21 protein-coding genes and 1 tRNA gene are annotated in these 23,083 nt (G+C 55.5%); 12 read left to right on the top strand and 10 right to left on the bottom strand.

Features of this window, described 5'->3' with window-relative positions; all coding sequences use genetic code 11:
* Positions 1-2: 2 nt before the first annotated feature.
* From rplT to ACYQ15_RS08715, 5 genes are all read right to left on the bottom strand, one after another.
* Positions 3-356 (bottom strand): 50S ribosomal protein L20, encoded by a 354-nt coding sequence (gene rplT / locus ACYQ15_RS08695; RefSeq protein WP_459937128.1) that lies wholly within the window; start codon positions 354-356, stop codon positions 3-5.
* A 221-nt stretch (positions 357-577) separates the two neighbouring features.
* Positions 578-778: a 50S ribosomal protein L35 gene (gene rpmI, locus ACYQ15_RS08700; RefSeq protein WP_459937129.1), complete on the bottom strand. Its 201-nt coding sequence runs from the start codon at positions 776-778 to the stop codon at positions 578-580.
* 315 nt (positions 779-1,093) lie between these two features.
* On the bottom strand, positions 1,094-1,624 hold the full coding sequence (gene infC, locus ACYQ15_RS08705; protein ID WP_459939559.1) for a translation initiation factor IF-3: 531 nt from the start codon (positions 1,622-1,624) through the stop codon (positions 1,094-1,096).
* Complete coding sequence (gene thrS / locus ACYQ15_RS08710) at positions 1,611-3,548, bottom strand: threonine--tRNA ligase (RefSeq protein ID WP_459937130.1); 1,938 nt, start codon at positions 3,546-3,548, stop codon at positions 1,611-1,613. The genes infC and thrS overlap by 14 nt, the downstream gene beginning before the upstream one ends.
* Positions 3,549-3,677: 129 nt before the next feature.
* Positions 3,678-3,752: transfer RNA gene (locus tag ACYQ15_RS08715), tRNA-Val, on the bottom strand.
* Between the two features lie 312 nt (positions 3,753-4,064).
* Here ACYQ15_RS08715 and ACYQ15_RS08720 point away from each other — a divergent pair.
* The 4 genes from ACYQ15_RS08720 (at position 4,065) to acs (ending at position 9,076) form a co-directional block, all read left to right on the top strand.
* Positions 4,065-4,958 carry a formate dehydrogenase accessory protein FdhE gene (locus ACYQ15_RS08720; RefSeq protein ID WP_459937131.1) on the top strand — a complete coding sequence of 298 codons (894 nt, stop codon included), beginning with the start codon at positions 4,065-4,067 and terminating at the stop codon, positions 4,956-4,958.
* A 70-nt stretch (positions 4,959-5,028) separates the two neighbouring features.
* Positions 5,029-5,667, top strand: coding sequence for a molybdenum cofactor guanylyltransferase (gene mobA, locus ACYQ15_RS08725; protein WP_459937132.1), 639 nt, complete (start codon positions 5,029-5,031; stop codon positions 5,665-5,667).
* A gap of 448 nt (positions 5,668-6,115) precedes the next feature.
* Positions 6,116-6,976, top strand: coding sequence for a LytR/AlgR family response regulator transcription factor (locus ACYQ15_RS08730; RefSeq protein WP_459937133.1), 861 nt, complete (start codon positions 6,116-6,118; stop codon positions 6,974-6,976).
* A 183-nt stretch (positions 6,977-7,159) separates the two neighbouring features.
* A complete protein-coding gene (gene acs, locus ACYQ15_RS08735; protein WP_459937134.1) occupies positions 7,160-9,076 on the top strand; it encodes an acetate--CoA ligase in 1,917 nt (638 codons plus the stop codon).
* Between the two features lie 217 nt (positions 9,077-9,293).
* On the opposite strand, the gene ACYQ15_RS08740 is transcribed toward acs, so the two are convergent.
* Positions 9,294-10,253, bottom strand: coding sequence for a radical SAM protein (locus tag ACYQ15_RS08740; protein ID WP_459937135.1), 960 nt, complete (start codon positions 10,251-10,253; stop codon positions 9,294-9,296).
* 601 nt (positions 10,254-10,854) lie between these two features.
* The gene (locus tag ACYQ15_RS08745; protein ID WP_459937136.1) at positions 10,855-11,928 is read right to left on the bottom strand and encodes a lipid II:glycine glycyltransferase FemX; all 1,074 of its coding nucleotides are present in this window, start codon (positions 11,926-11,928) and stop codon (positions 10,855-10,857) included.
* Positions 11,929-12,341: 413 nt separating this feature from the next.
* Here ACYQ15_RS08745 and ACYQ15_RS08750 point away from each other — a divergent pair, with 413 nt between their 5' ends.
* From ACYQ15_RS08750 to ACYQ15_RS08760, 3 genes are all read left to right on the top strand, one after another.
* On the top strand, positions 12,342-13,736 hold the full coding sequence (locus ACYQ15_RS08750) for a DUF1343 domain-containing protein (protein WP_459937137.1): 1,395 nt from the start codon (positions 12,342-12,344) through the stop codon (positions 13,734-13,736).
* 46 nt (positions 13,737-13,782) lie between these two features.
* Complete coding sequence (locus tag ACYQ15_RS08755; protein ID WP_459937138.1) at positions 13,783-14,055, top strand: amphi-Trp domain-containing protein; 273 nt, start codon at positions 13,783-13,785, stop codon at positions 14,053-14,055.
* Between the two features lie 470 nt (positions 14,056-14,525).
* The gene (locus tag ACYQ15_RS08760) at positions 14,526-15,131 is read left to right on the top strand and encodes a SagB/ThcOx family dehydrogenase (RefSeq protein ID WP_459937139.1); all 606 of its coding nucleotides are present in this window, start codon (positions 14,526-14,528) and stop codon (positions 15,129-15,131) included.
* A 370-nt stretch (positions 15,132-15,501) separates the two neighbouring features.
* On the opposite strand, the gene ACYQ15_RS08765 is transcribed toward ACYQ15_RS08760, so the two are convergent.
* Entirely contained in the window at positions 15,502-15,936 is a 435-nt protein-coding gene (locus tag ACYQ15_RS08765) for a universal stress protein (protein WP_459937140.1), read from the bottom strand.
* A 215-nt stretch (positions 15,937-16,151) separates the two neighbouring features.
* On the opposite strand from ACYQ15_RS08765, the gene ACYQ15_RS08770 reads away from it, so the two are divergent.
* From ACYQ15_RS08770 to ACYQ15_RS08790, 5 genes are all read left to right on the top strand, one after another.
* Positions 16,152-16,661 (top strand): peptidylprolyl isomerase, encoded by a 510-nt coding sequence (locus tag ACYQ15_RS08770; RefSeq protein WP_459937141.1) that lies wholly within the window; start codon positions 16,152-16,154, stop codon positions 16,659-16,661.
* A gap of 283 nt (positions 16,662-16,944) precedes the next feature.
* Positions 16,945-17,943, top strand: coding sequence for a TRAP transporter substrate-binding protein (locus ACYQ15_RS08775; RefSeq protein WP_459937142.1), 999 nt, complete (start codon positions 16,945-16,947; stop codon positions 17,941-17,943).
* The gene (locus tag ACYQ15_RS08780) at positions 17,930-18,553 is read left to right on the top strand and encodes a TRAP transporter small permease (protein ID WP_459937143.1); all 624 of its coding nucleotides are present in this window, start codon (positions 17,930-17,932) and stop codon (positions 18,551-18,553) included. The genes ACYQ15_RS08775 and ACYQ15_RS08780 overlap by 14 nt, the downstream gene beginning before the upstream one ends.
* A gap of 2 nt (positions 18,554-18,555) precedes the next feature.
* Positions 18,556-19,815: a TRAP transporter large permease gene (locus ACYQ15_RS08785; protein WP_459937144.1), complete on the top strand. Its 1,260-nt coding sequence runs from the start codon at positions 18,556-18,558 to the stop codon at positions 19,813-19,815.
* 61 nt (positions 19,816-19,876) lie between these two features.
* Positions 19,877-21,010 (top strand): glycerate kinase family protein, encoded by a 1,134-nt coding sequence (locus ACYQ15_RS08790; protein ID WP_459937145.1) that lies wholly within the window; start codon positions 19,877-19,879, stop codon positions 21,008-21,010.
* Positions 21,011-21,116: 106 nt separating this feature from the next.
* Here the strand turns inward: ACYQ15_RS08790 and ACYQ15_RS08795 are convergent, their stop codons facing one another.
* Positions 21,117-22,688 (bottom strand): ATP-binding protein, encoded by a 1,572-nt coding sequence (locus tag ACYQ15_RS08795; protein ID WP_459937146.1) that lies wholly within the window; start codon positions 22,686-22,688, stop codon positions 21,117-21,119.
* A gap of 86 nt (positions 22,689-22,774) precedes the next feature.
* Entirely contained in the window at positions 22,775-23,050 is a 276-nt protein-coding gene (locus ACYQ15_RS08800; RefSeq protein ID WP_459937147.1) for a hypothetical protein, read from the bottom strand.
* Positions 23,051-23,083: the final 33 nt, after the last annotated feature.

Here is a 23,083-nt window from a genome sequence, read left to right on the forward strand (position 1 = left end):
GATCAGGCCAGTTTGGCTTTGGCAATTCCGGCCAACTGCCCGAAATGTTCTTTTTCCCGAACAGCCAGGTCAGCGAGTACCTTGCGGTTCAGTTCGATGCCCGCCAGGGACAAGCCGTGCATGAACTTGCTGTAGGAAAGGCCGTGAAGCCGTGCCCCGGCGTTGATGCGCATGATCCACAGCGAGCGGAACTCGCGCTTGCGGACCTTTCGATCCCGGTAGGCGTACGCCAGAGCGCGTTCTACGGTTACCCGAGCGGTACGGTACAGTCTGCTCCGGGCGCCCCGATAACCTTTGGCCATGTCCAAATATTTTTTGTGCCGACGGTGAGCCGCCAAGCCGCGTTTTACACGCATGGTTACAACCTCCTCATTGATAGCTCATTATAATTTATAAATCTTGATGGGGGGACACAGATCGTATTGCGAAGGATTTTCCTGGACGACTACGGCCTCGGAAAAGTGCTTCCGGAAATCAAACTGGATTCACGTTTAGGAAACCGTGCAACGGCAAGTCGAAGTACGATCCCCCGATCGCCAACCCCACACCGTTATCCATGGCAAGGATGCTGAAGAATCTATTTGGCGAAGGGAATCATCCGTCGGACAGCTTTTTCGTTGGATTTGTCCAGTATCGCGTCCTGACCCAGCTGACGCTTCACTTTCGCGCTTTTCTTGGTCAGGATGTGGCGCATTCCAGCGCGGCGACGCTTGATCTTGCCGGTACCCGTCAGCTTGAACCGCTTCGCTGCGCCTTTTCGTGTTTTGAGCTTTGTCATGTCATATTCTCCTGAGTCGTGCTAGTTAAAAACAAACTTTGCAACTGCTCAAAAAATTCGGGCAAATGAACAGCCCCATAAAGGCCTGATTCCGACTTTCACCGAATGACTGGAAAAATTAGCGTGTTGCTGAATTCATACCGGTGAAATGCGCTATTCAGGGGCTGTTGCCCGAAGTTACTGAGCAGTTGCCAAACTTATCTCTGTTGCGCATCAATTCCCGTCGCGGACACGGAAAAAAACGGCGAACACATTCAGAGCGCAGAGCGGTCAGCGCTGAAAAGATAATGCTTCAAGAAATGCCGGACGCGAAGCCTACGGCTGCTTCTTTTTTTCCACGGACGACAAAACCATGTTCATGGTGCGTCCCTCCATGGATGGATGCTGATCGATCTTCACTTCATCCCCCAAAATCTCCAGCACACGTTTCAGAACCCTTTCCCCTCTGTCCCGGTGCATCATCTCACGACCCCGGAAGGCCACAGTGACTTTGCATTTATCGCCGGCTTCGAGGAAACGTCGAATGTGCTTGAGCTTGGTTTCGAAGTCGTGATCGTCAGTCTTGGGGCGGAACTTGATTTCCTTGAGCTGAATCAAGGTTTGCTTCTTTCGGCCTTCCTGCTGCTTTTTCTGCAACTCGTACTTGTACTTGCCGAAATCCATGACCCTGCAGACAGGTGGCGACGCATCGGGAGAAACTTCCACCAAGTCCACGCCTTGACTTTCCGCATACTGAAGAGCCTCGGCCAGAGGCAAAATTCCCACCTGCTTGCCGTCTTCGCCAATGACTCGCACTTCTTGAGCCCTGATCTGCTTGTTGCAGCGGGTACGTTTAACCGAGGTAATAAGGCATTCCTCCGCGTTTGAAAGGTTCGACACATTCGTGTCGGAGCATGCCGATCACGTCGTCCAAGGATTTTTCACCCAAATTTTCTCCAGTGCGGGTCCGGACATTCAGGGCCTCAGACTGGGCTTCGCGTTCGCCGATCACGAACATGAAGGGAATTTTCTGCAATTGAGCTTCTCGAACTTTGTACCCGAGCTTTTCATTGCGCAGATCCGTCTCCACACGGTATCCAGCAGCAGATAATTGCCGGCAAGATGTCTTCGCCCATTCGTTCTGGGCGTCGGTGACCGTGAGAATTCGCGCCTGAACCGGCGCGAGCCAGACCGGGAACGCGCCTGCGTAATGCTCAACGAGGATTCCGAGAAATCTTTCCAGGGCGCCAAGGATGACACGGTGCAGCATCACCGGACGATGCCGGTTGCCGTCCTGCCCAGTGTAGAAAAGGTCGAACCGTTCCGGCAAGGTAAAGTCGCACTGGATGGTGGAACACTGCCAGCGGCGATCTAGGGCATCCTTCAGCTTGATGTCAATCTTCGGCCCATAAAATGCGCCGTCGCCGGGATTGATGGTAAACTCCTGACCCAGGGCCTGCAGGGCATTGGTCAAGGCAGTCGTGGCCCGTTCCCAGTCTTCGTCCAGTCCGATGGATTTTTCGGGACGGGTGCTCAAAACAACCTCGTACTCGAAGCCGAAAAGATGCATCACATCCCGGACAAATTGCAAAATGGCGATGATTTCATCCTGGAGCTGGTCGGGACGGCAGAGAATATGGGCATCATCCTGGGTAAACTGGCGGACACGCAACAAACCATGGAGAACGCCGGATTTTTCGTGGCGCTGCACTGTCCCCAGTTCGAAAAAGCGCACTGGGAGATCGCGGTAACTGCGGATCTGTGATTTGTAGATGAGCATGTGCGAAAGGCAGTTCATGGGCTTGATGCCGTAAGCCTGCTCGTCAATTTCCGTGAAATACATGTTCTCACGATAATTGTCGTAGTGTCCGGAACGTTCCCATAATTCGCGGCGCAGCATTTGCGGCCCCTGGACCAGCTGGTAGCCGCGGCGCAGATGCTCCCTGCGCTCGAAGTGCTCCAGGAGAAAGCGCAGCATGGCGCCCTTGGGGTGAAACAACGGCATGCCCGGCCCGGCTTCGTCCGAGAAGCTGAAAAGGTCCAGCTGAACGCCCAGCTTGCGATGGTCGCGTTTCTTGGCCTCTTCCAACCGGTGCAGGTATTTCTTCAGATCCTTGTCCGAGGCAAATGCCGTCCCGTAGATGCGCTGAAGCATCGGCTTGGTTTCGTCGCCCCGCCAGTAGGCACCGGCCACGGATGTCAGCTTCACGGCCTTCACAAAACCGGTGGAGGGCACATGAGGACCGCGACACAGATCGGTGAATCCGCCGTGCTCGTAGAGGCAGACGGTTCCATCCTCCAGAGCGTCAAGGATTTCCAACTTGTAGACCTCTCCCATGCTCTCAAAGAGATTCCGGGCGTCCTGCTTGGAGATTGTGCGGCGGGTAAACGGTTGGTCCTGGGCGATGATTTTGGCCATTTCAGCTTCAATGGCTTCCAGGTCCTGCGGAGTGAACGAACGTTCAAAATCGAAGTCGTAGTAGAAGCCGTTTTCAATATCCGGCCCGATGGTCACTTTTGCGGAAGGAAAGAGCCGTTGAACAGCTTCGGCCATGATATGCGCGGCACTGTGCCGAATAATGGACAGGCCTTCGGGGCTGTTCATGTCCACGACATCAAACCGGGTCCCCGAATCGGAACGAATAGGCGAATGAACGTCAAGGACGCCTGAGTCGCAACGACATCCAACGGCGGACTTCAACCGCTTGTTGCTTAACGTCCGGGACAGGATCCGGCCGCAGCTTTCCCCCTCCTCGACCTCCACCCTTTGCTCCCCAAACTCAATCTGCACTCTCTGCTCCTTGCCTGAAAACATGCGTCCCAAAACAATAATTTTTTCCGCACGCGATGAAAATCAGACATGATCGTATGGCTTTCAAACAAAGCAGGGAGGCCTGGGCCTCCCTGCTCGGATGCTTTGTGGTAGGCACGAGGAGATTTGAACTCCTGACCCCTTGCGTGTCAAGCAAGTGCTCTCCCCCTGAGCTACGCGCCTGCTATGCTTTCGGCAAAGGGAACATTTGCCTTCACTTGCCGAAAAAGTCAACACCTTTTTTTCAACAAAAGTATATTTTTGAAACTGCTCGTTCTCGGTCCGTCGTGTCTCAGGCTTTTCGATCTGCGACAGTATGTACCTCAGCAATTCACCAACGACAACCGATATTCTCCTCCGGCGGATTGATTGTCCGGGAATGTTCAATTATGGATCGCGGAGCACAGATCATGATATAGCCGGGGCATTGACTTGTCCTTGCTCCTTTGGCGGCGAACGCCATCACGGATTCAATATCTCCAGGAGTATGAAGATATGCGCAACCTTGAGAAAGACCAGCAACACTTCACTCGGAAAATGGCTGCCTTACGTAAGAAAGGAAGCTATCCAAGTGCTTTGCTTGACCTTTTGGAAAAGGTTTCAGCCAGGCAGTTCCAGGTGCTGACAGATGGCACGCTCGCCGAAAACTCTGCCTCGCCCTTGCCCGAACTGGCCTCCCATGATCGACATAATCAAGGCGCAAGCCTCTTGCCACGGGCAGCCTTTCCCTTTCCGTTGGAATCCGCCAGCGCATTGATGCGATCCATTCTTGAAGACGTTCAGGCCGTGGGCTCCGATCTCGGAGAGGGAGCCATCCGGGTCAAGGAGGCTCTGGATTCCGAAGAACTGGAAATCGCTCGCATTTTTCAGGCCTACCTCGATGAAGAGCAGGACTTCTTCAACATTTGGGCCGAAAAGACGCCAAAGTCACCAAAATTACTTCTCTTCCTCACCCAAACCACGCTTGCGCCATTCATGGAGCTTGTTGCCCTGCAAATTCAAGACACTCGTCCTCTGACCGGCGTCTGGAATCATGGACATTGCCCTGTCTGCGGCAGCCTGCCCTATATTTCCACCCTGGAAACCCGGGAAGGCATGCGCATGATGCACTGTTGCTTCTGCCAAACCCGTTATCGGGTTGCCCGGTTGGGCTGCATCTATTGTGGTGAACAAGATCCCAACAAACTCCATTACCTCGAAGCGACCGAGGAACCCGGATTCCGCGTCGATCTCTGCGACCAATGCAAAATGTACATGAAAACAATGGATTTTCGAACACTGGATCGCATTGCCGTACCCGTACTGGACGACCTTGAATCCCTGCCCATGGACGTCCTGGCCCAGGCCAAGGGGTATGTCCGGCCCACTGTTTCGGCCTTTGGTTTCTGATCTACCCGGGATGAACTCTCAATCCTATAAAATGCATCGGCACGTCCGGCGTGCCCGGTAAGGTGAATTCATGAGCCAGCCTGGCAAGCCGGCCGGAATTGTTCTGGCCGGGGGCAAAAGCACCCGACTGGGGCATGACAAGGCCCAGATCGTTTTTTCGGGATCAAACCTGCTCTCCAGGACAGTGGACCTCCTGAAGCGACATTGCTCCGCCGTCCACATCGCGGGCAGAACATTCGCAGAACACGGACTGAATGTACCGAGTTTCCCGGACAGCGTGGCGGGTTATGGCCCCGCGGGCGGAATCGCGACCATGTTGCGACTGCTGCAACAACCGTGCATGGTGCTTTCCTGCGACCTTCCGCTCATGAATGATCATGTCTTGCGCCGGCTGATCAATGGCTGGCGGGATAAACCGGACACCGCGCTGATGACCACGTTCCAGCAGGAGGATACCGGGTACATCGAAGCACTGGTCGCCATTTACGAACCCCAAGCCCTGCCCCTGCTGGAGCAGGCTTTTGTCGACGGCCTGTTTCAACTCAACCGCATCCTGCCGGAACACCTTCGCCACCACTTGCCCTACCCTCGATCCGAGGCCACTCCTTTTTTCAACGTCAATCATCCGGCGGATCTTTCCATGCTGCGTCAACTGGAATCCGTCGCCAACAGAACATGGACTGGCCCCGATCCAATCACGACTTCTTGATCAAGCGGCTGTTTTGCCGCAACAGCTCAGTTGAGGTTCGGGGCCTCTTGTTTTACGCCTCGCTCCCCGCGCCGGCTTCGTGACATCGAACCTTTGCCCGAATACCAACTTTTTTGTAACCACTCAGCACTTTCATGATCAGCCACGGAATGTTCCGGATTGTCTCGAATTGTCAGCCTCGCCTGACTGACTGAGGCAGGATTCATTCATCCGGCACCTATCCCTCGAGCGATTATACATTTATATATTCCTTGTTCGGCGTAGCGGGATAGGTGCCGGATGTTACGAAGACGGCAAATACATGCGAGACCACAAATCAAGGCAACCTGGATCAGTTCCGATATTCGATGCGAACTACGATTTCCTTGATTTTCGTTCTTGCGAGTTGTCCTGTTTATACGCTAAGGATTCATCAATCACGTACCTCATCCCAACACTGTGGTGAAATATGAACTTACGCGTTTTGCTAATCCATCCGGATCCTCAGTTGCGTCATGAACTGCGTAACCTGTTGCGTGAAATTGACGGGATCCAGGTACTGGGCGAGGCTGTCTCCGCTCATGAGGCCATCGAACTGCTCGACGGCGTCGGATACCATGCCTTATTTTTGGGCGTGGACTTGCCGGAAGGCGTCAATGGCTTTGAACTTGCTCAGATTCTCGGCCAACGCAAGCATCGCCCGGCCATGATTTTTCTGGCCGCGGACGAAACACATGCCTTTAAAGCCTTTGAACTGGGGGCTACGGACTACCTGCTCTGGCCCTGCTCCCTGGAGCGGATGAAACGCACCCTGAAAAGACTGCGCCAATTCCCCCCCGAAACCCATATTGCCGAACCCGGTGGCCTTCCAAGCAGCATGAGGACGACCGAAGGAGACGAAGAGACGGTTCAGCTTGCCCTGGGCGAGGAGGAAGAGGACAACTTTCTCAAGGCGTTACGCAATGCCTGGGACTACAACCAAAGCCGACCGGTTGAAATTGAAAAGCTGCCCATCAGCCTGGAAGGGCGGGTGATTCTGATTCCATACAGCCATATTGTCTTTGTGGAAGCCTACGAGGACTACAGTTTCGTCCATACCAACCAGGATAAATACCTCACGTCCTTCCGCCTGAAATATCTTGAGGACCGCTTGCGGATGCATCGCTTTTTCCGGGTCCATCGCAAGTTCCTGGTCAATCTCGAACTGGTCACGGAAATCGCCTCCCTCCCAGGCAGCAATTTTATGCTCCGAACCACCGGCAAAAAACGCATCGAACTGCCGGTCAGCCGCAGGCGGATCGCTGATCTGAAACAAATTCTCGGACTGTAACGTCGCACCGGCTGTTGCCGTTTACCCTTCCCCCCCTCCCTTTCGCCGAGATTCAATGCATCCCCTGGCGGGATAGCGTTCAACATCGTGCCCAGACCGTGAGCAGCGGTCGGTACTATTGTCAGTGTGCTTCCTGAAAACAAAACCCAGACGTTTTTCGCTCACCGCCAAGGAGGAGACATCATGTCACAAGACGGCGCCCTGGAAACATTGCTTCATGAAGATAGAGTCTTTCGGCCGTTGCCGCAGATGGTCATCGAAGCCAACGCCAACCCCCAGACCCTGGAGAATGCTCGCAGACAGGCCGCGGAAGATCCCCTCGGCTATTGGGAAGAAGCAGCCAAAGAACTGGAATGGTTCAAAAAATGGGATAAAGTCCTCGATGAGAGCGATGCGCCGTTCTACAAATGGTTTACCGGCGCCAAGTGCAACATCGTGCATAACGCTTTGGATCGGCACATCAAGACGGGAAACAAGAACAAGCTGGCCATCATCTGGGAAGGTGAGGCGGGCGACTCCCGGAAAATGACCTATTTTGAACTGTACAGGGCCGTCAACAAATTCGCCAATGCCTTGCGGTCTCTCGGCGTTCAAAAAGGCGACCGGGTCATGCTGTACATGCCTCCCTTGCCGGAAACCGTGATCGCCATGCTGGCGACGGCCAAGGTCGGCGCCATTCACACCATGGTCTTCGCCGGATTTTCCGCCAAGGCCATGCGGGACAGGATCTCGGACGCGCAACCCAAGGTCATCGTCACGGCGGACGGCTTTTATCGCAACGGGCGTGCCGTACACCTGAAATCCCTTGTCGATGAATCCTTGATGGGACCTGATTGCGACAGCGTTGAAACCGTGGTCGTCGTTCACCGGGCCAATGTACAGGTGGAAATGCAGGAGGCGCGGGATTTGTGGTACGAAGAGCTGGTTCGGGCTGAAAGTTCCGAGTCGCACACGGAATCCATGGACTCCGAAGACATGCTCTTTTTACTTTACAGTTCCGGGACCACGGGTAAGCCCAAGGGCATCGTCCATACCCACGGCGGTTATCAGGTGGGCATCAATCGGAGCCTGAACTGGGTGTTCGACATCAAACCCACTGACATCTTCTGGTGCACGGCAGACGCCGGGTGGATCACCGGCCACAGTTATGTGGTTTACGGCCCCCTGATCGCCGGAACCACGACGGTGATTTTTGAAGGGCACCCTCTCTACCCGCAGGCTGACCGGGTCTGGGACTTGATCGCCAAATACGGGATTACGATCCTCTATACCGCGCCCACACTTGTCCGAATGCTGATGCGGTTCGGAACCCAGTATCCCAAAAAACACGATCTTTCCTCGCTACGCATCCTTGGATCAGTGGGCGAGCCCATCAATCCCGAAGCATGGGTCTGGATGTACAAGAATATCGGCCGCTCCGAATGCCCGCTGGTGGATACGTGGTGGCAGACTGAAACAGGCTCGATCATGGTCAGCCCGCTTCCTGTAAGCGTTCTCAAGCCCGGTTCCTGCACCAAGCCGTTGCCGGCCATTGAGGCCGACGTAGTGGATGAAAAAGGCAATCCCGTTCCGCCGGGCAAAGGCGGCCTGCTGATCATCCGCAAGCCCTGGCCTTCCATGGTCCGAACCCTGTTCAAGGATCCTGAACGGTACAAAAAGACCTACTGGGAGAAGATTCCCGGCGTCTACCTGGCCGGGGACATGGCTCGCAAGGACGAGGACGGCTACATTTGGATCCAGGGTCGCTCCGACGACGTGATGAACATCGCCGGGCACCGTTTGGGTTCCGCCGAACTTGAAAGTGCGTTGGTCGCCCACAAGGCAGTGGCCGAAGCGGCTGCCATCGGCATTCCGGACAAGATCAAGGGCGAGGTGGCCAAGGCGTTCGTGACCCTCAGGGAAGGCTTTGAGGCATCCGATGACATGGTCAAGGAACTCAAGGTCCACATCCGCAACGAACTGGGCCCTGTGGCCATCGTCAAGACAATAGAGTTCCGGGACACGTTGCCCAAGACCCGCAGCGGCAAGATCATGCGCCGGGTGCTGAAGGCCGAGGAACTTGGCCAGGATGTCGGCGACATTTCTACATTGGAAGATTGATTCGTTGTAAACTGTTCAGCAAGGTCTGAGAAAAAGACCTGGATGCCGGCCTAAGCCGGTATGACTGACGTGGAAACGGGTTGCTCCAACATGTCATTCCGGCGAAAGCCGGAATCCAGTGCGGGTTTATGACCACAAGGATGATTTGCTGAACTGTTCGATTTCTTGATATCAAGATACCAGACAAAAGGCCGGTGCATCTACGCACCGGCCTTTTTTACTGTTGGCGGAGAAGCGCTTCCAAAAGCCTTGCGGCAAATCGCTGGTGGCGCTGATCCAGGCGATGTATCCCCGCTTTCTTCGCCGCCTCCTGGGCAGCGGCAAATTCTTGAGGACTGATGGAACGTTGCAGTTCCGGAAACTGATCGACGAAGCCGCAGGGCCGGTACTGATCCATGAGGTTCACATAGGTATTCGGAGAGATATCCCGTGCCAGAAATTCCATCCACTGCCGAGTTCCGGCCAGTTCACCGGGCATGACCAGGTGACGCACCAGCAATCCCCGGACGGCAATGCCCTGCTCGTCCAGTTCCAGGTCGCCCACCTGACGGTGCATCTCCTTCAGGGCAGCCCTGGCATGTTCCGGATAATCTTCGGTCCGGCAATAATCACCGCTCGCATCCGATGAGAAAAATTTTGCATCCGGCATGTAGATGTCAACGACGCCGTCAAGCCATTGCAGGGTCTCCAGGCTGTCGTAGGCACTGGTGTTGTAGACCAGAGGCAGATGCAGTCCCTGTTCCACGGCTGAAAGCAGTGCCTCCAGAATCTGGGGCACCACATGGGAAGGGGTCACGAAATTGATGTTGTGAACCCCCTGGCCCTGCAAGTCCAGCATGATCGCGGCCAGCTGCTCCGCGTCGACTTCCTGAGCCCCCGCACCCTGATGGCTGATGTCGTAGTTTTGGCAAAAGACACAGGCCAAATTGCACTGGGCGAAAAAGATTGTCCCCGAGCCGCCCTGCCCGACCAGAGGTTCTTCCTCTCCAAAGTGAGGACTGTAGCTGGCCACCTTGGCCAGGCGTCCGGTTTCACAGAATCCGTTCTCGTTGTTCAGCCGATCCACTCGGCACAACCGTGGACAAACGGTGCAGGATTCCAAGGCCTCAAGTGCTTTTGCTGCCCTGATGCGCAATTCGCCTGTTGCATGGAGTTGCAGGTATCCAGGTTTGGTCATCGTGTCCTCCCAGGTTCAGTGAGATGGTAACCATGGATAATGTTGATGTCACGAGTCCAAGTGGTCATGAAGATAGAGATGCTGGACGGAAGAACTCAGCACATTCTGTGCATGGCCTCGTTCAAGGATTGGATTCCCGCAAGGCTGTTCTGGGTGAGGTGGGGGAAATCGATCGCGATTCGATTGCGATTGCGATTTCCAGATTGAATGATTGGAGACACTTAGACAGAGCGGAATAAGGGCAGCTTTCAAAGTTTGTGGCAAGCATGACCTGGATTCCCGCCTTCGCGGGAATGACGTTGTTTCACCCGTAGCCGAGTCAATCATACCCGCGAAGGCGGGTTTCCAGCCCGCTAATGTTCTGAAAAGCTGAGTAGTTACGAATGATTTTGGTAACTGCTCAATAAGGCAGGGCACCAACCACCGCGGATCCGTGCTGCCTGGATAGCGGAACGCGCCGACCTGCGCCGGTATGACGAAATGGAGTGCCTCGATAACGAGTTCTCTCGGTCGTCACCCCGGCGCAGGCTGGGGTCCAGGTGTTTTTGTGTGGGTCAGTGGCCCGGAGTTATTGAGCAGTTACTGATTTTGGAGGGACGAATCAGAACTGGGTGGTGCCGCGAGAGAGGATGTCGGCGTTGCGGAAGGCGTTGTAGACTTCCGCATTCAGGGGAAAATCCCAGGAACCGCTGCGCAGCTCAATTTTTCCGCCAAAACCGGTTTTGAAGCGATAAAGGCCGTAAAATGGGTGGTCAGAGGAGAGGCCGGGAGAAACAGCTCCCATGTCATACCGGGTACAACCCAGATCGCGAACATGTTGAATTGCCGCCCAGTGCAGGGCATGGGACCCCATCAGCTTCCTGTTTTCCGTGGATGACGCACCGTGCAAAAAGATCGCGTTCTTCCCGGAAACGGCGACAATGGCTCCCGCAAGAATGTCCGTATCGTGTTCCGCCAGCAGAAAGACCAGTTCTGAATTCTTCGGATTTTGGGCATGGGCCTGAAAAAGCGCCAGAAAATGCCGGTAGTCGCACGTCGGAAAGCCGTTGCGAAGTGCTGTCTGGCAATAGAGATCATAAAATGCCGGCAATTCTTTCATGGAAGCAACAGAAACACGAACTCCCCTGCGTCCGGCCAACCCGATATTGTAGCGCGTCTTGGGCTTCATTGCTGAAAGTATGCGCTCCTCGCCCCCCTCGATATTGACGACCAGCGAACTGGCTACGGTCATGTCCATTTCTGCCTTACGCAGATTCCAGGTTCTGGTACCGATGTTCATCCGCATCTCGCGGATGCGCGGCTCAGGGAAAGCGCTCCACTGTTTTTCCCGCATTTCAGGAGCATACGGCGACTCCCACGGCAGATCATACCGGATGAAGGCGACAGCGGGATCCAAATGGCGCATCAGGGCTTCGGACAGATCTTCCAGATACGGGCCGCGGTCTTCCGGAGACGGACCACATTCCGGTCCCTGGGGAACATAGGCAGCCAACCCCTGTTCTCCAAAAGGCTGAATCAAGACCAGCATATCCCCTTTCGAACCCGGTGTGAGGATGTCAAAGGCCATGGGCTTGCACCCCAATCGGGACTTGACCTGAGCCCAGTACCCGGTTTGAAAGAGGATGTCCGTAGGTAAAAGTGATTGGGTGTTTTTTGGAGCGAGTCGAAGTTGCATGATGATACATCTTGTGGGCTTAGGTTTACGTGATCAGAGTCTTCGCGACATTTCGACAGAGACGGAAAGAGGTCCTGCTTGAGCTTTCTTCAAACAAAAAAAGGCCCCGACAACATGTCGAGGCTGAAGAGTCGAAATCTGGCGTGATTGGCACAATTTCGCAAATCAAATGGAGATTGTAAAATCTACCTGAGTTGCACGCAAACCTCAAGTCACTGTTTCCGTCTTGATGAATATGACTGCAATTCGACATGATCCGACAAATCTCCCCTTACGAAGTTTCATCAGAGTTTGAATGTGGTGCCTTGTCTTCCGCAACCCGAGCCATTAACCTTGCCCCAACCCCATGGTACTCATCAGGATGTCTGCAATCCGCCGTATGCAATTCAACCCCATTCCCTTGAACCAAACCTATGCCAAATTATCGTACAACCTACCTTCTTTTGGGTCTGCTTCTCCTGCTCGTCATGAGTCATCTGGCCGGTTGCGGCACCCGCTTTTTCGGGTCGCCTGATCAACCGACGCTGTCGGCTCCGACCACCCTTGCACCTGTAGCCCACGCTCCTTTTCAACGCGCGACCAAACCGCATGTCATTCCTGGCGTGGAAGTACTTCTGGACAAGGAGTGGTTGATTTCTGTTGCTGGCCAGGATGGGCAAAAAAAGATGATCTCCTTCTTTGACCTGTTGCTCAAGGGCCGCACTGTCGGTCTTCTCACCAATCCTACAGGGGTGGACACCAAACTTCGCTCCACCATAGATCTGCTTCATGAGCATCCCGAAGTGCGCCTGGGTGCCCTGTTTGCCCCGGAGCATGGCATTCGCGGGGATCTGTATGCCGGCGAGACCGTCCATGACGATGTGGAGCCCCTGACAGGAGTGCGCGTGTACAGCATATATCGACGAAAACCTACGCCGGAGATGCTCTCCGGACTGGATGCGGTACTTTACGACATCCAGGACATCGGCGCCAGTTCCTACACCTATATCTATGCCATGGCCGACATGATGGTCGCCTGCGCCGAGTTGGACATTCCTTTCATCGTTCTTGATCGGCCCAATCCCATCGGCGCGGACTTTGTCGACGGCCCGGTTCTGGATACAAGCCGTTTTTTCAGCGGCATCGGCCAGTACGATATCGCCTCCCTCTATGGCATGACCCCGGGCGAATTGGCCTGGATGCTGAACTCGGAATTTTTGGCCAAACCATGCAAGCTGTCCATCGTTCCCATGGCCAACTATCATCGGAGCATGCGCTTTCAGGACACCGGCCTGCCATGGATACCCACTTCCACGCACATTCCCCAGGCCACGACGGCCGTCTACTACAGCCTGACCGGCGTGATCGGCGAAATGCGCGGCGGATTGAACACCGGCATCGGCTACACGTTGCCCTTCGAGTGCCTGGCCGCGCCGTGGATGGACCGACATGTTCTGGTCAAGGCAATCAATGACCGCAACATTCCCGGGCTCCGCGCCCGTCCCATTTCCTATCAACCCGGATACGGCGGTCATGCCGGACAAATGGTCCATGGTGCGCACCTGATGATTACCGACCCTCTTGCCCTGCGTCCCATGAGTGCACAGATTATCCTTATGGAAATCTTGCAGTCGCTGTATCCCGAACGTCGGCTTTTCGACAATCCCGCCATAGAACAGAGTCTTTTCGACAAGGCTCTTGGAACGGATCAAATTCGCAAAATGTTGGCCCAGGGCGCCGATGCCCGCACCATAGATCAAGCAATTGCGCCACGTCGTGAAAAATTCATGGAACTACGTGCTAAATATTTACTTTACGAACCGCGGTGAGAAGTATTTGTTCTTGTCTGGACCTTTAGCTGGGAGGGATTTTGTCATGGAAGAAGTTCTGTTCAAGAGCGAGGAACCGAAAAGCCGTTCCGACGTCGCATCATTCTTGCGTTTGCTGGCCGACAAAGTGGAGTCCGGGGTCGTGACGTTACGCCAGGGAGATCAGGAGCAGCGAGCGGAAATTCCGCAAAATCTTATTCTGGAAACGAAGCTGGAACGGGAAGTGAAAGGCGAGAAAGAAAAAATGAGTCTGGAAGTGGAACTGGAGTGGCATCCGGGAGGCGGAGGATCAGGCAAAGCCGGAGTGGAATTGGCCTGATGAAATTTCACTTTGTAACGACTCAACAGTGCCCAAAAAAAAATCTGGACAGCGACAGGCCGGTCTTCGCCAGTATGATTAAGTGAAAACACGGCTTGCTCCGATTCGACATTCGACGAAGGCCGAAACCCAGAACATTTCATGATATCGCACCACTAGAAAAATTGGCAACTGCTCAATCAACTGTGGCAAGCATGGTCCGGATGCCCGCCTTCGCGGACATGACGTGCTTGAAAAAGCGTTCGCATTGAAGCCTTCCCGCGAAGGCGGGAATGCAGCTTCAAGGTAATGCGCAGTCCGTGCCCGAATTTTCAAGAAATTAAAAAAATTTGGCGTAAACCCATCTATTTCAGCAATATCTTTCTGCGATCATGGGGAGAATCAGGATGCGACGGACACTGATAACATTGCTCTTCAGTTTTGTGGTTTTGACGATATCCTGTGATGCAGCTCACGATGGAGGATTTGATATGACGAACTCCAATCTCGCGTTACCCCCACCTATTCTTGCCGGAGAGACATCCCTTGAGCAGGCGCTGAACAAGCGCCGGTCAGTTCGCCGGTTCAGCAATCAACCGTTGACCCTTCAGGAAATCGGTCAACTGCTCTGGGCGACGCAAGGAATCAGCGATCACAATCGAGGTTTCCGCACGGCGCCTTCGGCGGGGGCAACCTATCCTTTGGAAGTCCTCGTGGTTGTCGCCGATGCCAAGGAACTTGCCCCAGGGTTGTACCGCTATCATCCCCAAGGACACGAATTGCGGATCATGAAACAAGGAGATCACCGATCGGCACTTTTCCGGGCCGCCATGAGTCAGTCTCCAATTGACAGCGCCCCCGCCACCATTGTCATCACGGCAGTGCAGGAGCGAACCGAGTCCCGTTATGGTGGAAGAGCAGAACGGTATGTTGCCATGGAAGCCGGTCATGCAGCGCAAAATCTGTCCTTGCAGGCGGTAGCCCTGGACTTGGGAACGGTTGTCATCGGCGCTTTTGATGATACCAGAATAACAGAGCTGCTAACTCTGCATTCCGGGGAATCCCCACTTTACCTGATCCCCGTGGGCAGACCGTGATGGCCCACCCACAACATGCAGCACTTGCAACTTGGCGGGAACCGTTTAACAACTTGAATCAGTCGACAGATGCAAAGCGCCGGAGCATGAGGACATGCTCCGGCGCAATCTTATCCAGCGTAACTATTCAGCTACATTCCGGCTTGTCTCAACTTTTCGGCCCCAAAACTCCTTCCGGCTTCGTAACATCCGGCACCTATCCCGCTTCGCCGAACAAGGAATATGTGAATGTATAATCGCTCGAGGGATAGGTGCCGGATGAACGAATCCTGGCTCAGTCAGACAGGCGATGCCAAAAAACAAGACAAGCCGGAACAATCCAGGTCTTGTTGCGAGATGTGCTGAGTAGTTACATCCAGACAAGCTCTGATCATGGACGGATCGCCACCACCGGACAAGGAGCCTGGCGCAGAACTTTTTCGGCCACGGAACCGAACAATAACTTATCCATTCCTTTGCGGCCATGGGTTCCCATGACGATCATGTCCGCCTGCTCTTCCTTGGCGCTTGCCAGAATCTGCTCGGAAAAATCCCCGCATGTCACCTTGGCCCGGTACTGTGTATCCGAAAAATGCTTTTCATTGAAGGCAGCCAGGGTTTTCTCGCCTTCCGCAATCATCGTCGTGCAGAACGATTCCATGGAATTCATGGGAATGCCGAAATCAGCGTAAATCGTCCCGGAAGGCACCACGTGAATGCAAATGATCTCCGCATCCAGCGGGCCGGCCAAAGACTTTGCGTATTCCGCCACCTTGTCGCTTACACCCGAAAAATCCACCGCGCACAGAATCTTCTTGATTTCCATGATATCCTCCTTCCGTGTTTTATGTACCCTTAAGACCAGGATACCTGTTTGGGCTTTTGTCCTTTTTCCAAACTCATCCCATCTCCAGTAAACACGAACCGCTCCGGCATTCTCCCCTTTGTCTTTTCCGTTTATCTCCATTATGAACCCGAACACCAGGATTTGCAAGGTGTATACATTTCAAACGCAATAAACATATCCGCTGGGAGCCGCTCATGGAACATCCTTTCGTTCTTTTGGAAACCAATTTGGGAGGCCTGCTCATCGAGCTGTTTCCGGACAAGGCCCCTCAAACCGTGACCAACTTTCTGCGATATGTGGATCAGGGGCATTACGATGGGACCATTTTTCACCGGGTTGTCCGGGGATTCGTTATTCAGGGCGGAGGCTACGATCGTGGTCTGAACAAGAAACCTACCCATCCGCCCATCCCCAACGAGGCCCGCAATGGGCTTACCAACAGCAAGGACAGCGTCGCCATGGCCCGTGGACCGGAAAAGGATTCGGCCACGGATGAATTCTTCATCAATGCCGCGGACAATGGCGCGGACCTGGATCATCAGGACGAATCCGACGAGGATTTCGGTTATGCTGTCTTTGGCCAGGTGGTTGAAGGTTCGGATGTGGTCAAAAAGATCAACTGGAAAGTCGTCAAAGCCACCAACGATTTTCCCGAACTGCCCAAGGACGAGGTGTATATTATCTCAGCCAAACGATTTGAGTAGCGGTCATAATCGCGCGCCAAACTCTCGGTGTCCATCACAATCGTAATCGCAATCGAAATCGCAATCGGAATCGTAATCAATGATCATGGCTCAAGAACAACGTGAAATGCCGTTGCCCTATGGTCAGTTTCATTCAGCCGAGACTTTACCGTTGTAAATCGGGTTGAGCATCCGATTTCGATTGCGATTTCGATTGCGATTTCGATTTGACTGCGCGATGCATGAAAACACTCGAACATCCATGTAATCAGCTTTTCCAAAACAACCTACCTGGAGGCGTGAAATGAAGAGAATGGTATTTGCTGTCGTATTCTGTGCCGTGTTGCTCGGGGGCAGTTTGTGGTCGGGTGTGGTTACCACGGCCCAGGCCGCCCAGAAGATGAATATTCGTCTGGCTCATGTGGTCAACGAGCAGGACGGGTTCCACATCTCGGCCTTGAAGTTCAAGGAGATCGTCGAGGAGCGCACCGGCGGCAACGTCACGGTGGCCCTTTTCCCCAACGCCCAGCTTGGAGACGAACGGACCCTGCTTGAAGGAATGCAGATGGGCATCGTGGACATGGGCGTGATCACCAACGGTCCGGTGGCCAACTTTGTTGAAGAGATCGCCGTCTTCGAGCTGCCGTTTCTTTTCCCGAGCTCCGAGGCGGCCTACAAGGTCCTGGACGGCCCCATCGGCCGGGAGCTGCTGGACAAGCTGGAGCGGGTCAACCTGAAAGGCCTGGCCTATGCCGAGAGGGGGTTCCGCAACCTGACCAACTCCGTGCGCCCGGTGAACAACCCCGAGGACATTGCCGGTTTGAAGATCAGGGTCATGGAGAATCCGGTCTACATCGACACCTTCACCACCTTGGGGGCCAATGCCGTGCCCATGGCCTGGACCGAGGCCCTCACCGCCATGCGTCAGAGGACCATCGACGGCCAGGAAAACCCGGTCAACGTGATCCACTCCTTCAAGCTCCACGAGCAGCAGTCCCATCTCTCCATGACTCGGCATACTTACGCTCCGGCCATTTTTGTGATGGGCCTGAGCAGATGGCGGGCTCTCGGCCCCGAGTACCAGGAAATCTTCCTGGAAGCGGCCCAGGCCGCTGCCGAGCACGGGCGACAGGTGAACGCGGAAATGGAAGCCGGCCAGCTCCAGGATCTGCGCGATGCCGGTATGAACATCATCATGGAACCGGACGTTGCGGCATTCAGGGAGAAGGTCAAACCGGTGCATGACAAATACGGCGCAAAATTCGGAGCCTATCTGCAGCGCATTCTGGATGAAATCGAGTAATCCCCGTCTTCTTGGATACGTGATTCACGGCGTCGGCCGGCTATCCGGCCTGGTCGACGCCGTGATCCGATTCCTGGCGTTCTGCTCCCTGCTGGCCATGCTGGCGATCATCACCCTGCAGATCGTTTTCCGGCTCTACTTTCAGGCCCTGCCTTGGTCCGAGGAAGTTTCGCGCCACCTCCTGGTCTGGACCACCTTCCTCGGCGCGACCATGGCCTACCGCCAAGGTGCGCATATCAGCGTCACATTCCTGGTGGATTCCTTTTCACTTTCGCTGCGCCGGATCATCCGCATCAGCGCGATTATCGCATCGCTCTTCTTTTTCGGCGTGGCCATGTGGTATGCCGCGCGTTACATGCAGATGCAGTCCTTTCAGGTCACCGCCTCGCTGCGCCTGCCCATGCCCTATGTCTACGCCGTAATGCCTTTCGCCTTCGCGGTCATGATTCTCCACGCCGCCCACGCCCTGCTTCTGGAAGTCTTCCCGCAGTACAAGCCGGTCCTCGAATCCGTGACCATCCGCCATGAAGTCTTACCTGAATCTCCGATAGCCGGCTCCACCCCGCCCCTGAAATCCCACGCGGCGTCCTCTCCCGGGCGGGAAGGCTGATCATGGCTCTGCTGCTCTTCGGATCCTTTCTGGCGTTGATGTTCCTCGGGGTGCCGGTGGCCATAGCCATTGCCCTGGCTTCGATGATCATCCTGATGCAGGAAGGCATCCCGCTGATGCTCATCGCCCAGCGCATGTTCTCCGGCACGGACAGCTTTCCGCTGGTCGCCATCCCGTTTTTCATTCTGGCCGGCGACATCATGGCCAAGGGCCAGGTGTCCGCCCGGCTGGTGGAGTTTGCCGATGCGCTGCTGGGTTTCGTGAAGGGCGGCCTGTCCATTGTCGCGGTTCTGGCAGGGATGTTCTTCGCGGCCATCTCCGGCTCCGGTGCCGCCACCACCGCGGCCATCGGCTCCTCCCTGGTCCCGGAACTCAAGCGCAAGGGGTACAACGAAGCCTGCTCCGCTTCCCTGATTGCCGCGGCCGGAACCATCGGCGTGGTCATTCCACCGTCAGTGCCCATGATCCTTTATGCGGTCATGGCTCAGGAATCCGTGAGCCGGTTGTTCCTGAACGGCTTTCTGCCCGGCCTGGTCATGGGCATCGTGCTGATCGTGATTGCGTTGCGCCAGGCCTGCGTCCGCGACTACCCACGCGGAGCGCGATTCTCGGTGCGCAATATTTTGCGCACCTTTTTCCATGCCATCTGGGGGCTGATCACCCCGATCATCATTCTCGGCGGAATATTTTCCGGCTTTTTCACCCCGACCGAAGCCGCTGTGGTTGCCGTGAACTATGCCCTGTTCGCCTCGCTAATCATCTACCGGGACATGTCCTTGAAGGACATCTACACCATCATGTGCCGCTCCATCATGACCACCGGCGTGATCATGTTCATCATCGCCACGTCCTCGATCATGAGCTGGGTTCTGGCCAACTATGGCATCCCGGCCCTGATCGCCGAAGCCGTGCTGAGTATCTCCACCAATCTCTACGTAATATTGTTCCTGGTTACGCTGGTGATTCTACTGACCGGCATTTTCGTGGAAACCGCCTCCGCCCTGATCATTCTCACGCCGGTCTTCTTGCCCCTGATCCGCCAACTGGAGGTCAGTCTGATACATTTCGGCCTGATCATGGTCATGGGCCTGGCCATTGGAATGATAACCCCGCCGGTGGCCATCAACCTCTACGTGGCCTCATCCATCACCGGGTTGTCCATCGAGCGCATCACCCGCTCCATCATCCCCTACATGCTCGGCCTGCTCGCCGTGCTCTGGCTGGTGGTCTATCTGCCGCTGTTTCTGCCGGTTCTGTTTTGACAACGTCCTCCACCGTTCGCGACAATAACCCATACATATCCTTCCCCCTCCAGGAGTCTCCATGAAAATCGTCGTCGCTCCCAATTCCTTCAAGGGATGCCTGTCCGGAACCGAGGCCGCGGACGCAATCATTACGGGCATCAAGCGAGTGCCCAAACCGTATCACATCGCGAAAATGCCCATTGCCGACGGAGGGGACGGCCTTCTGGACGTCCTTTCCCAGCGACTCCCCGGAGCCATGGAAACCATGGACGTCCATGACCCGTTGTTTCGAAGCGCCCGATCCGACTTCTTTTGGTCCCCCGGCGGACGTACCGCCCTGATCGAAATGGCCAAAGCCTCGGGCCTGGCCATGGTGGCCGAGAAGGAACGCGATCCGGACAAGACGACGTCCTACGGAACCGGGGAATTGATCCGCCGGGCTTTGGACCTCGGGGCCGAGACCATCTACCTGGGCATCGGCGGCAGCGCCACCGTGGACGGGGGCATGGGCATCGCCTCCGCGCTGGGAGTGAAATTTCTCGACCAGAATCACAAAGAACTGCCCCCCGTCGGCGCGTCCCTTGCACGGGTGCGGACCATTGACCGTTCCCAGACCGACCCGCGTCTGGAGCGAGTCCGGATTGAAATCATCTGCGATGTGGACAACCCCCTGCTCGGCCCCAATGGGGCCGCCCTGGTCTACGGCCCGCAAAAAGGCGCCACCCCCGAGCAGGCCCTGGCTCTGGACGCAGGGATGGCCAACTTGGCCGACATCGTCGAGCGGGACGCGGGCAAGGACGTCAGGGCCGTTTCCGGCGCCGGAGCAGCGGGTGGGGTCGGCGGAGCCATGTACGGACTGTTCGACGCGAAAATTCGTCCCGGCATCGACGTGGTCCTGGACCTGCTGGACATGGAATCCCATATCCAAGAGGCCAAGCTGGTCATCACCGGGGAAGGGCAAATCGACTATCAGACGGCCTTCGGCAAGGCTCCCGCAGGTATCGCCAGACTGGCGAAAAAACACCGCGTCCCTTGCGTCGCCCTGGCCGGAAGCATCGGCAAGGTCACGGACGAACTGTACGACACGGGCATTACCGCGGTCATCTCCATCTGCTGCGGCCCGGTCTCCCTTCACGACGCCATGTGCAACGGCAAGGCCCTCCTGGCGGACTCGGCGGAACAAGTCATGCGCATTTACGCTGATTTTATTTGATTGCTCAACCGCCTTGGAATCCGCAAATAAAAAACAGGCCCGAAGCGTTTATCCCGCGCCGTTGCCTGTCTGGCCTGGAAATCCAGGCCATGCTGTACCGGCCTTCTCAAGTCGCCTTCCCGGCCCCTTCGACCTCCCGCCCATCCAGGGCAATCAGGTTGCGCGTCTGCCGACTGAAGACCAGGCCCAACTCATGCACGGTCATTCCGTGTCGCCCTTGGTATTTCTCGCTGTAGCCCTTGGCCTGGACCTGCTCCAGAGCGGGATTGCCTTGGACTTCCGAAGCCTGGGTCAATTTGATTTCCATGACGAAGATGCGGTTCTCCAGAATCACGGTCAGATCGGCCTGGCCCTTGTTGGTGACGTCCTCGGGGATGATCCGGGCGTTGAGGGAAGCGAAAAAGGCGTAGAGCACCGAGGCGTACCAGCCCTCACAGTCCAGGAGGTCGGTCTTGGTGAAATTGCGATAGGGAACAGCGGCGAAAAGGCGGTGGATGATGCCGTGCAGGGCTGGATAATCGGCCTCGTGCATGGCTTGGCGAATCTCGTCCTTGATCTGGAACTTCTCCGCGGAAATGTCTGTATATCCTGAAATCAAGGCATTGCTCAACGCCAGGCGGACCTCCATGTTCGGCGTCCTGAGCACGAAACGCAATTCTTCATGCCTGGTCAGCGTTTCGGCGATGGTCAGATATCCGGCCTGAAACAGCAGGGTCTCCGGCGTGATATGGTCCACGTCGAAAGAACTCAAAATCTCTTCGCCCACCTCGATGCCTTCCAGGTTCGGCAGGAAGTAGCGCTTTTGCTGAAACAGCCTGATCAGAAAGCTGGGGCTGCCGGTTTCGAACCAGTAGTTGCGATAAACCTTGCCCTTCTGAAGAAACAGCAGCACGTCAAAAGGATTGTACACCGCCTCCCCCATCCAGCGGTACCCGTTGTACCAGAGCCGGAATCGATCCAGGTCCACGCCATCCAAATGCTTGGCAAAGCTGACCTCCAGCTCCTCCTGGGTATAGCCGCAGATGGCGGCATACTGGGAATCAATAGTCAGGTCTTCCAGGTTGTTCAGGCCGCTGAACAGACTGACTTTGGAAAACTTACTGACTCCGGTCATGAAGATGCACTGTATGTTGGCGTCCCGGGCCTTCATCACGGAATACAGGTCGCGCAGGCCCTCGCGCATGTCCCGAGCGATGTCCGGATTCTCGATGTTGTCCAGGATGGGCTTGTCGTACTCGTCGATAAGCACCACGGTCCGTCGGCCGGTCTGCTCGTGGGCCAGACGGATCAGCTCGGAAAAGCATCCGGAGTTGCTTTTGAACTCGCAAACAATTCCCAGGCGCTGCTGGTTGACGGAAAGAATCTCCCGGATCTTGTCGTCCAGTTCCTTCCGGCTACTCAGGCTTCCTTCGCCGAAGTCGATCTTGACCACCGGATGGGCCGCGCTCCAGTCCCATTTGTCGTGGATGTACAGCCCTTCGAACAGCTTCTCGTTGCCATTGAACAACTCCTGGAGCGTGTCCAAAAACAGGCTTTTGCCGAAGCGACGGGGACGGGAAAGAAAGTAGCGGCCTTGCTTGAGCACCAGGCGATGGACGTGCTCGGTCTTGTCCACATAGACGTATCCGCCGGTGCGGATGGAGGAAAAGGTGTTGATGCCCACGGGCAGATGCAGCATGGCGGGGCTCCTTCGCGATTTTTCTGGCTGTCATCTTTCGTGCAACAGCCATTATTACCCAACGCTATGCGATGCACTGGAAATGTTCAACCACGCAGAAGTTGTGGAAAGTTGGGGCAAGCTTCGCGGAATTTCACGGCCTTCAGGGCCAGGACGTTTCGGGTGGGCAGGAAGAGAACGTCTCTCCGGTCGCCTGAGCAGATCCGCATCCCTGGGCGCAAGACCAACCTCGGCCTGCGCAGCCCGCCCATGACATAGGTGATCCTATCCAGGGACTCGGCCGGAACGTGCCGCTCGATGATCTCCCTGAACTTCTCGGACCGGATCAGGACCAGATAGTCGTCCCTGGTTTCCCTGAGCAACGCGCCCAGCGATTGCGCCCCAGAAACCCGGTG

Source organism: Desulfonatronum parangueonense, from assembly GCF_054656975.1.

Coding starts and splice junctions, on each gene's coding strand:
- ACYQ15_RS08765 (WP_459937140.1), bottom strand. CDS start 15,936: ATGGAAATCAAGAAGATTCTGTGCGCGGTGGATTTTTCGGGTGTAAGC.
- ACYQ15_RS08730 (WP_459937133.1), top strand. CDS start 6,116: ATGAACTTACGCGTTTTGCTAATCCATCCGGATCCTCAGTTGCGTCAT.
- ACYQ15_RS08740 (WP_459937135.1), bottom strand. CDS start 10,253: ATGACCAAACCTGGATACCTGCAACTCCATGCAACAGGCGAATTGCGC.
- ACYQ15_RS08745 (WP_459937136.1), bottom strand. CDS start 11,928: ATGCAACTTCGACTCGCTCCAAAAAACACCCAATCACTTTTACCTACG.
- ACYQ15_RS08790 (WP_459937145.1), top strand. CDS start 19,877: ATGAAAATCGTCGTCGCTCCCAATTCCTTCAAGGGATGCCTGTCCGGA.
- rplT (WP_459937128.1), bottom strand. CDS start 356: ATGCGTGTAAAACGCGGCTTGGCGGCTCACCGTCGGCACAAAAAATAT.
- ACYQ15_RS08785 (WP_459937144.1), top strand. CDS start 18,556: ATGGCTCTGCTGCTCTTCGGATCCTTTCTGGCGTTGATGTTCCTCGGG.
- mobA (WP_459937132.1), top strand. CDS start 5,029: ATGAGCCAGCCTGGCAAGCCGGCCGGAATTGTTCTGGCCGGGGGCAAA.
- ACYQ15_RS08760 (WP_459937139.1), top strand. CDS start 14,526: ATGACGAACTCCAATCTCGCGTTACCCCCACCTATTCTTGCCGGAGAG.
- rpmI (WP_459937129.1), bottom strand. CDS start 778: ATGACAAAGCTCAAAACACGAAAAGGCGCAGCGAAGCGGTTCAAGCTG.
- ACYQ15_RS08750 (WP_459937137.1), top strand. CDS start 12,342: ATGCCAAATTATCGTACAACCTACCTTCTTTTGGGTCTGCTTCTCCTG.
- ACYQ15_RS08755 (WP_459937138.1), top strand. CDS start 13,783: ATGGAAGAAGTTCTGTTCAAGAGCGAGGAACCGAAAAGCCGTTCCGAC.
- ACYQ15_RS08770 (WP_459937141.1), top strand. CDS start 16,152: ATGGAACATCCTTTCGTTCTTTTGGAAACCAATTTGGGAGGCCTGCTC.
- ACYQ15_RS08775 (WP_459937142.1), top strand. CDS start 16,945: ATGAAGAGAATGGTATTTGCTGTCGTATTCTGTGCCGTGTTGCTCGGG.
- ACYQ15_RS08720 (WP_459937131.1), top strand. CDS start 4,065: ATGCGCAACCTTGAGAAAGACCAGCAACACTTCACTCGGAAAATGGCT.
- ACYQ15_RS08795 (WP_459937146.1), bottom strand. CDS start 22,688: ATGCTGCATCTGCCCGTGGGCATCAACACCTTTTCCTCCATCCGCACC.
- ACYQ15_RS08780 (WP_459937143.1), top strand. CDS start 17,930: ATGAAATCGAGTAATCCCCGTCTTCTTGGATACGTGATTCACGGCGTC.
- acs (WP_459937134.1), top strand. CDS start 7,160: ATGTCACAAGACGGCGCCCTGGAAACATTGCTTCATGAAGATAGAGTC.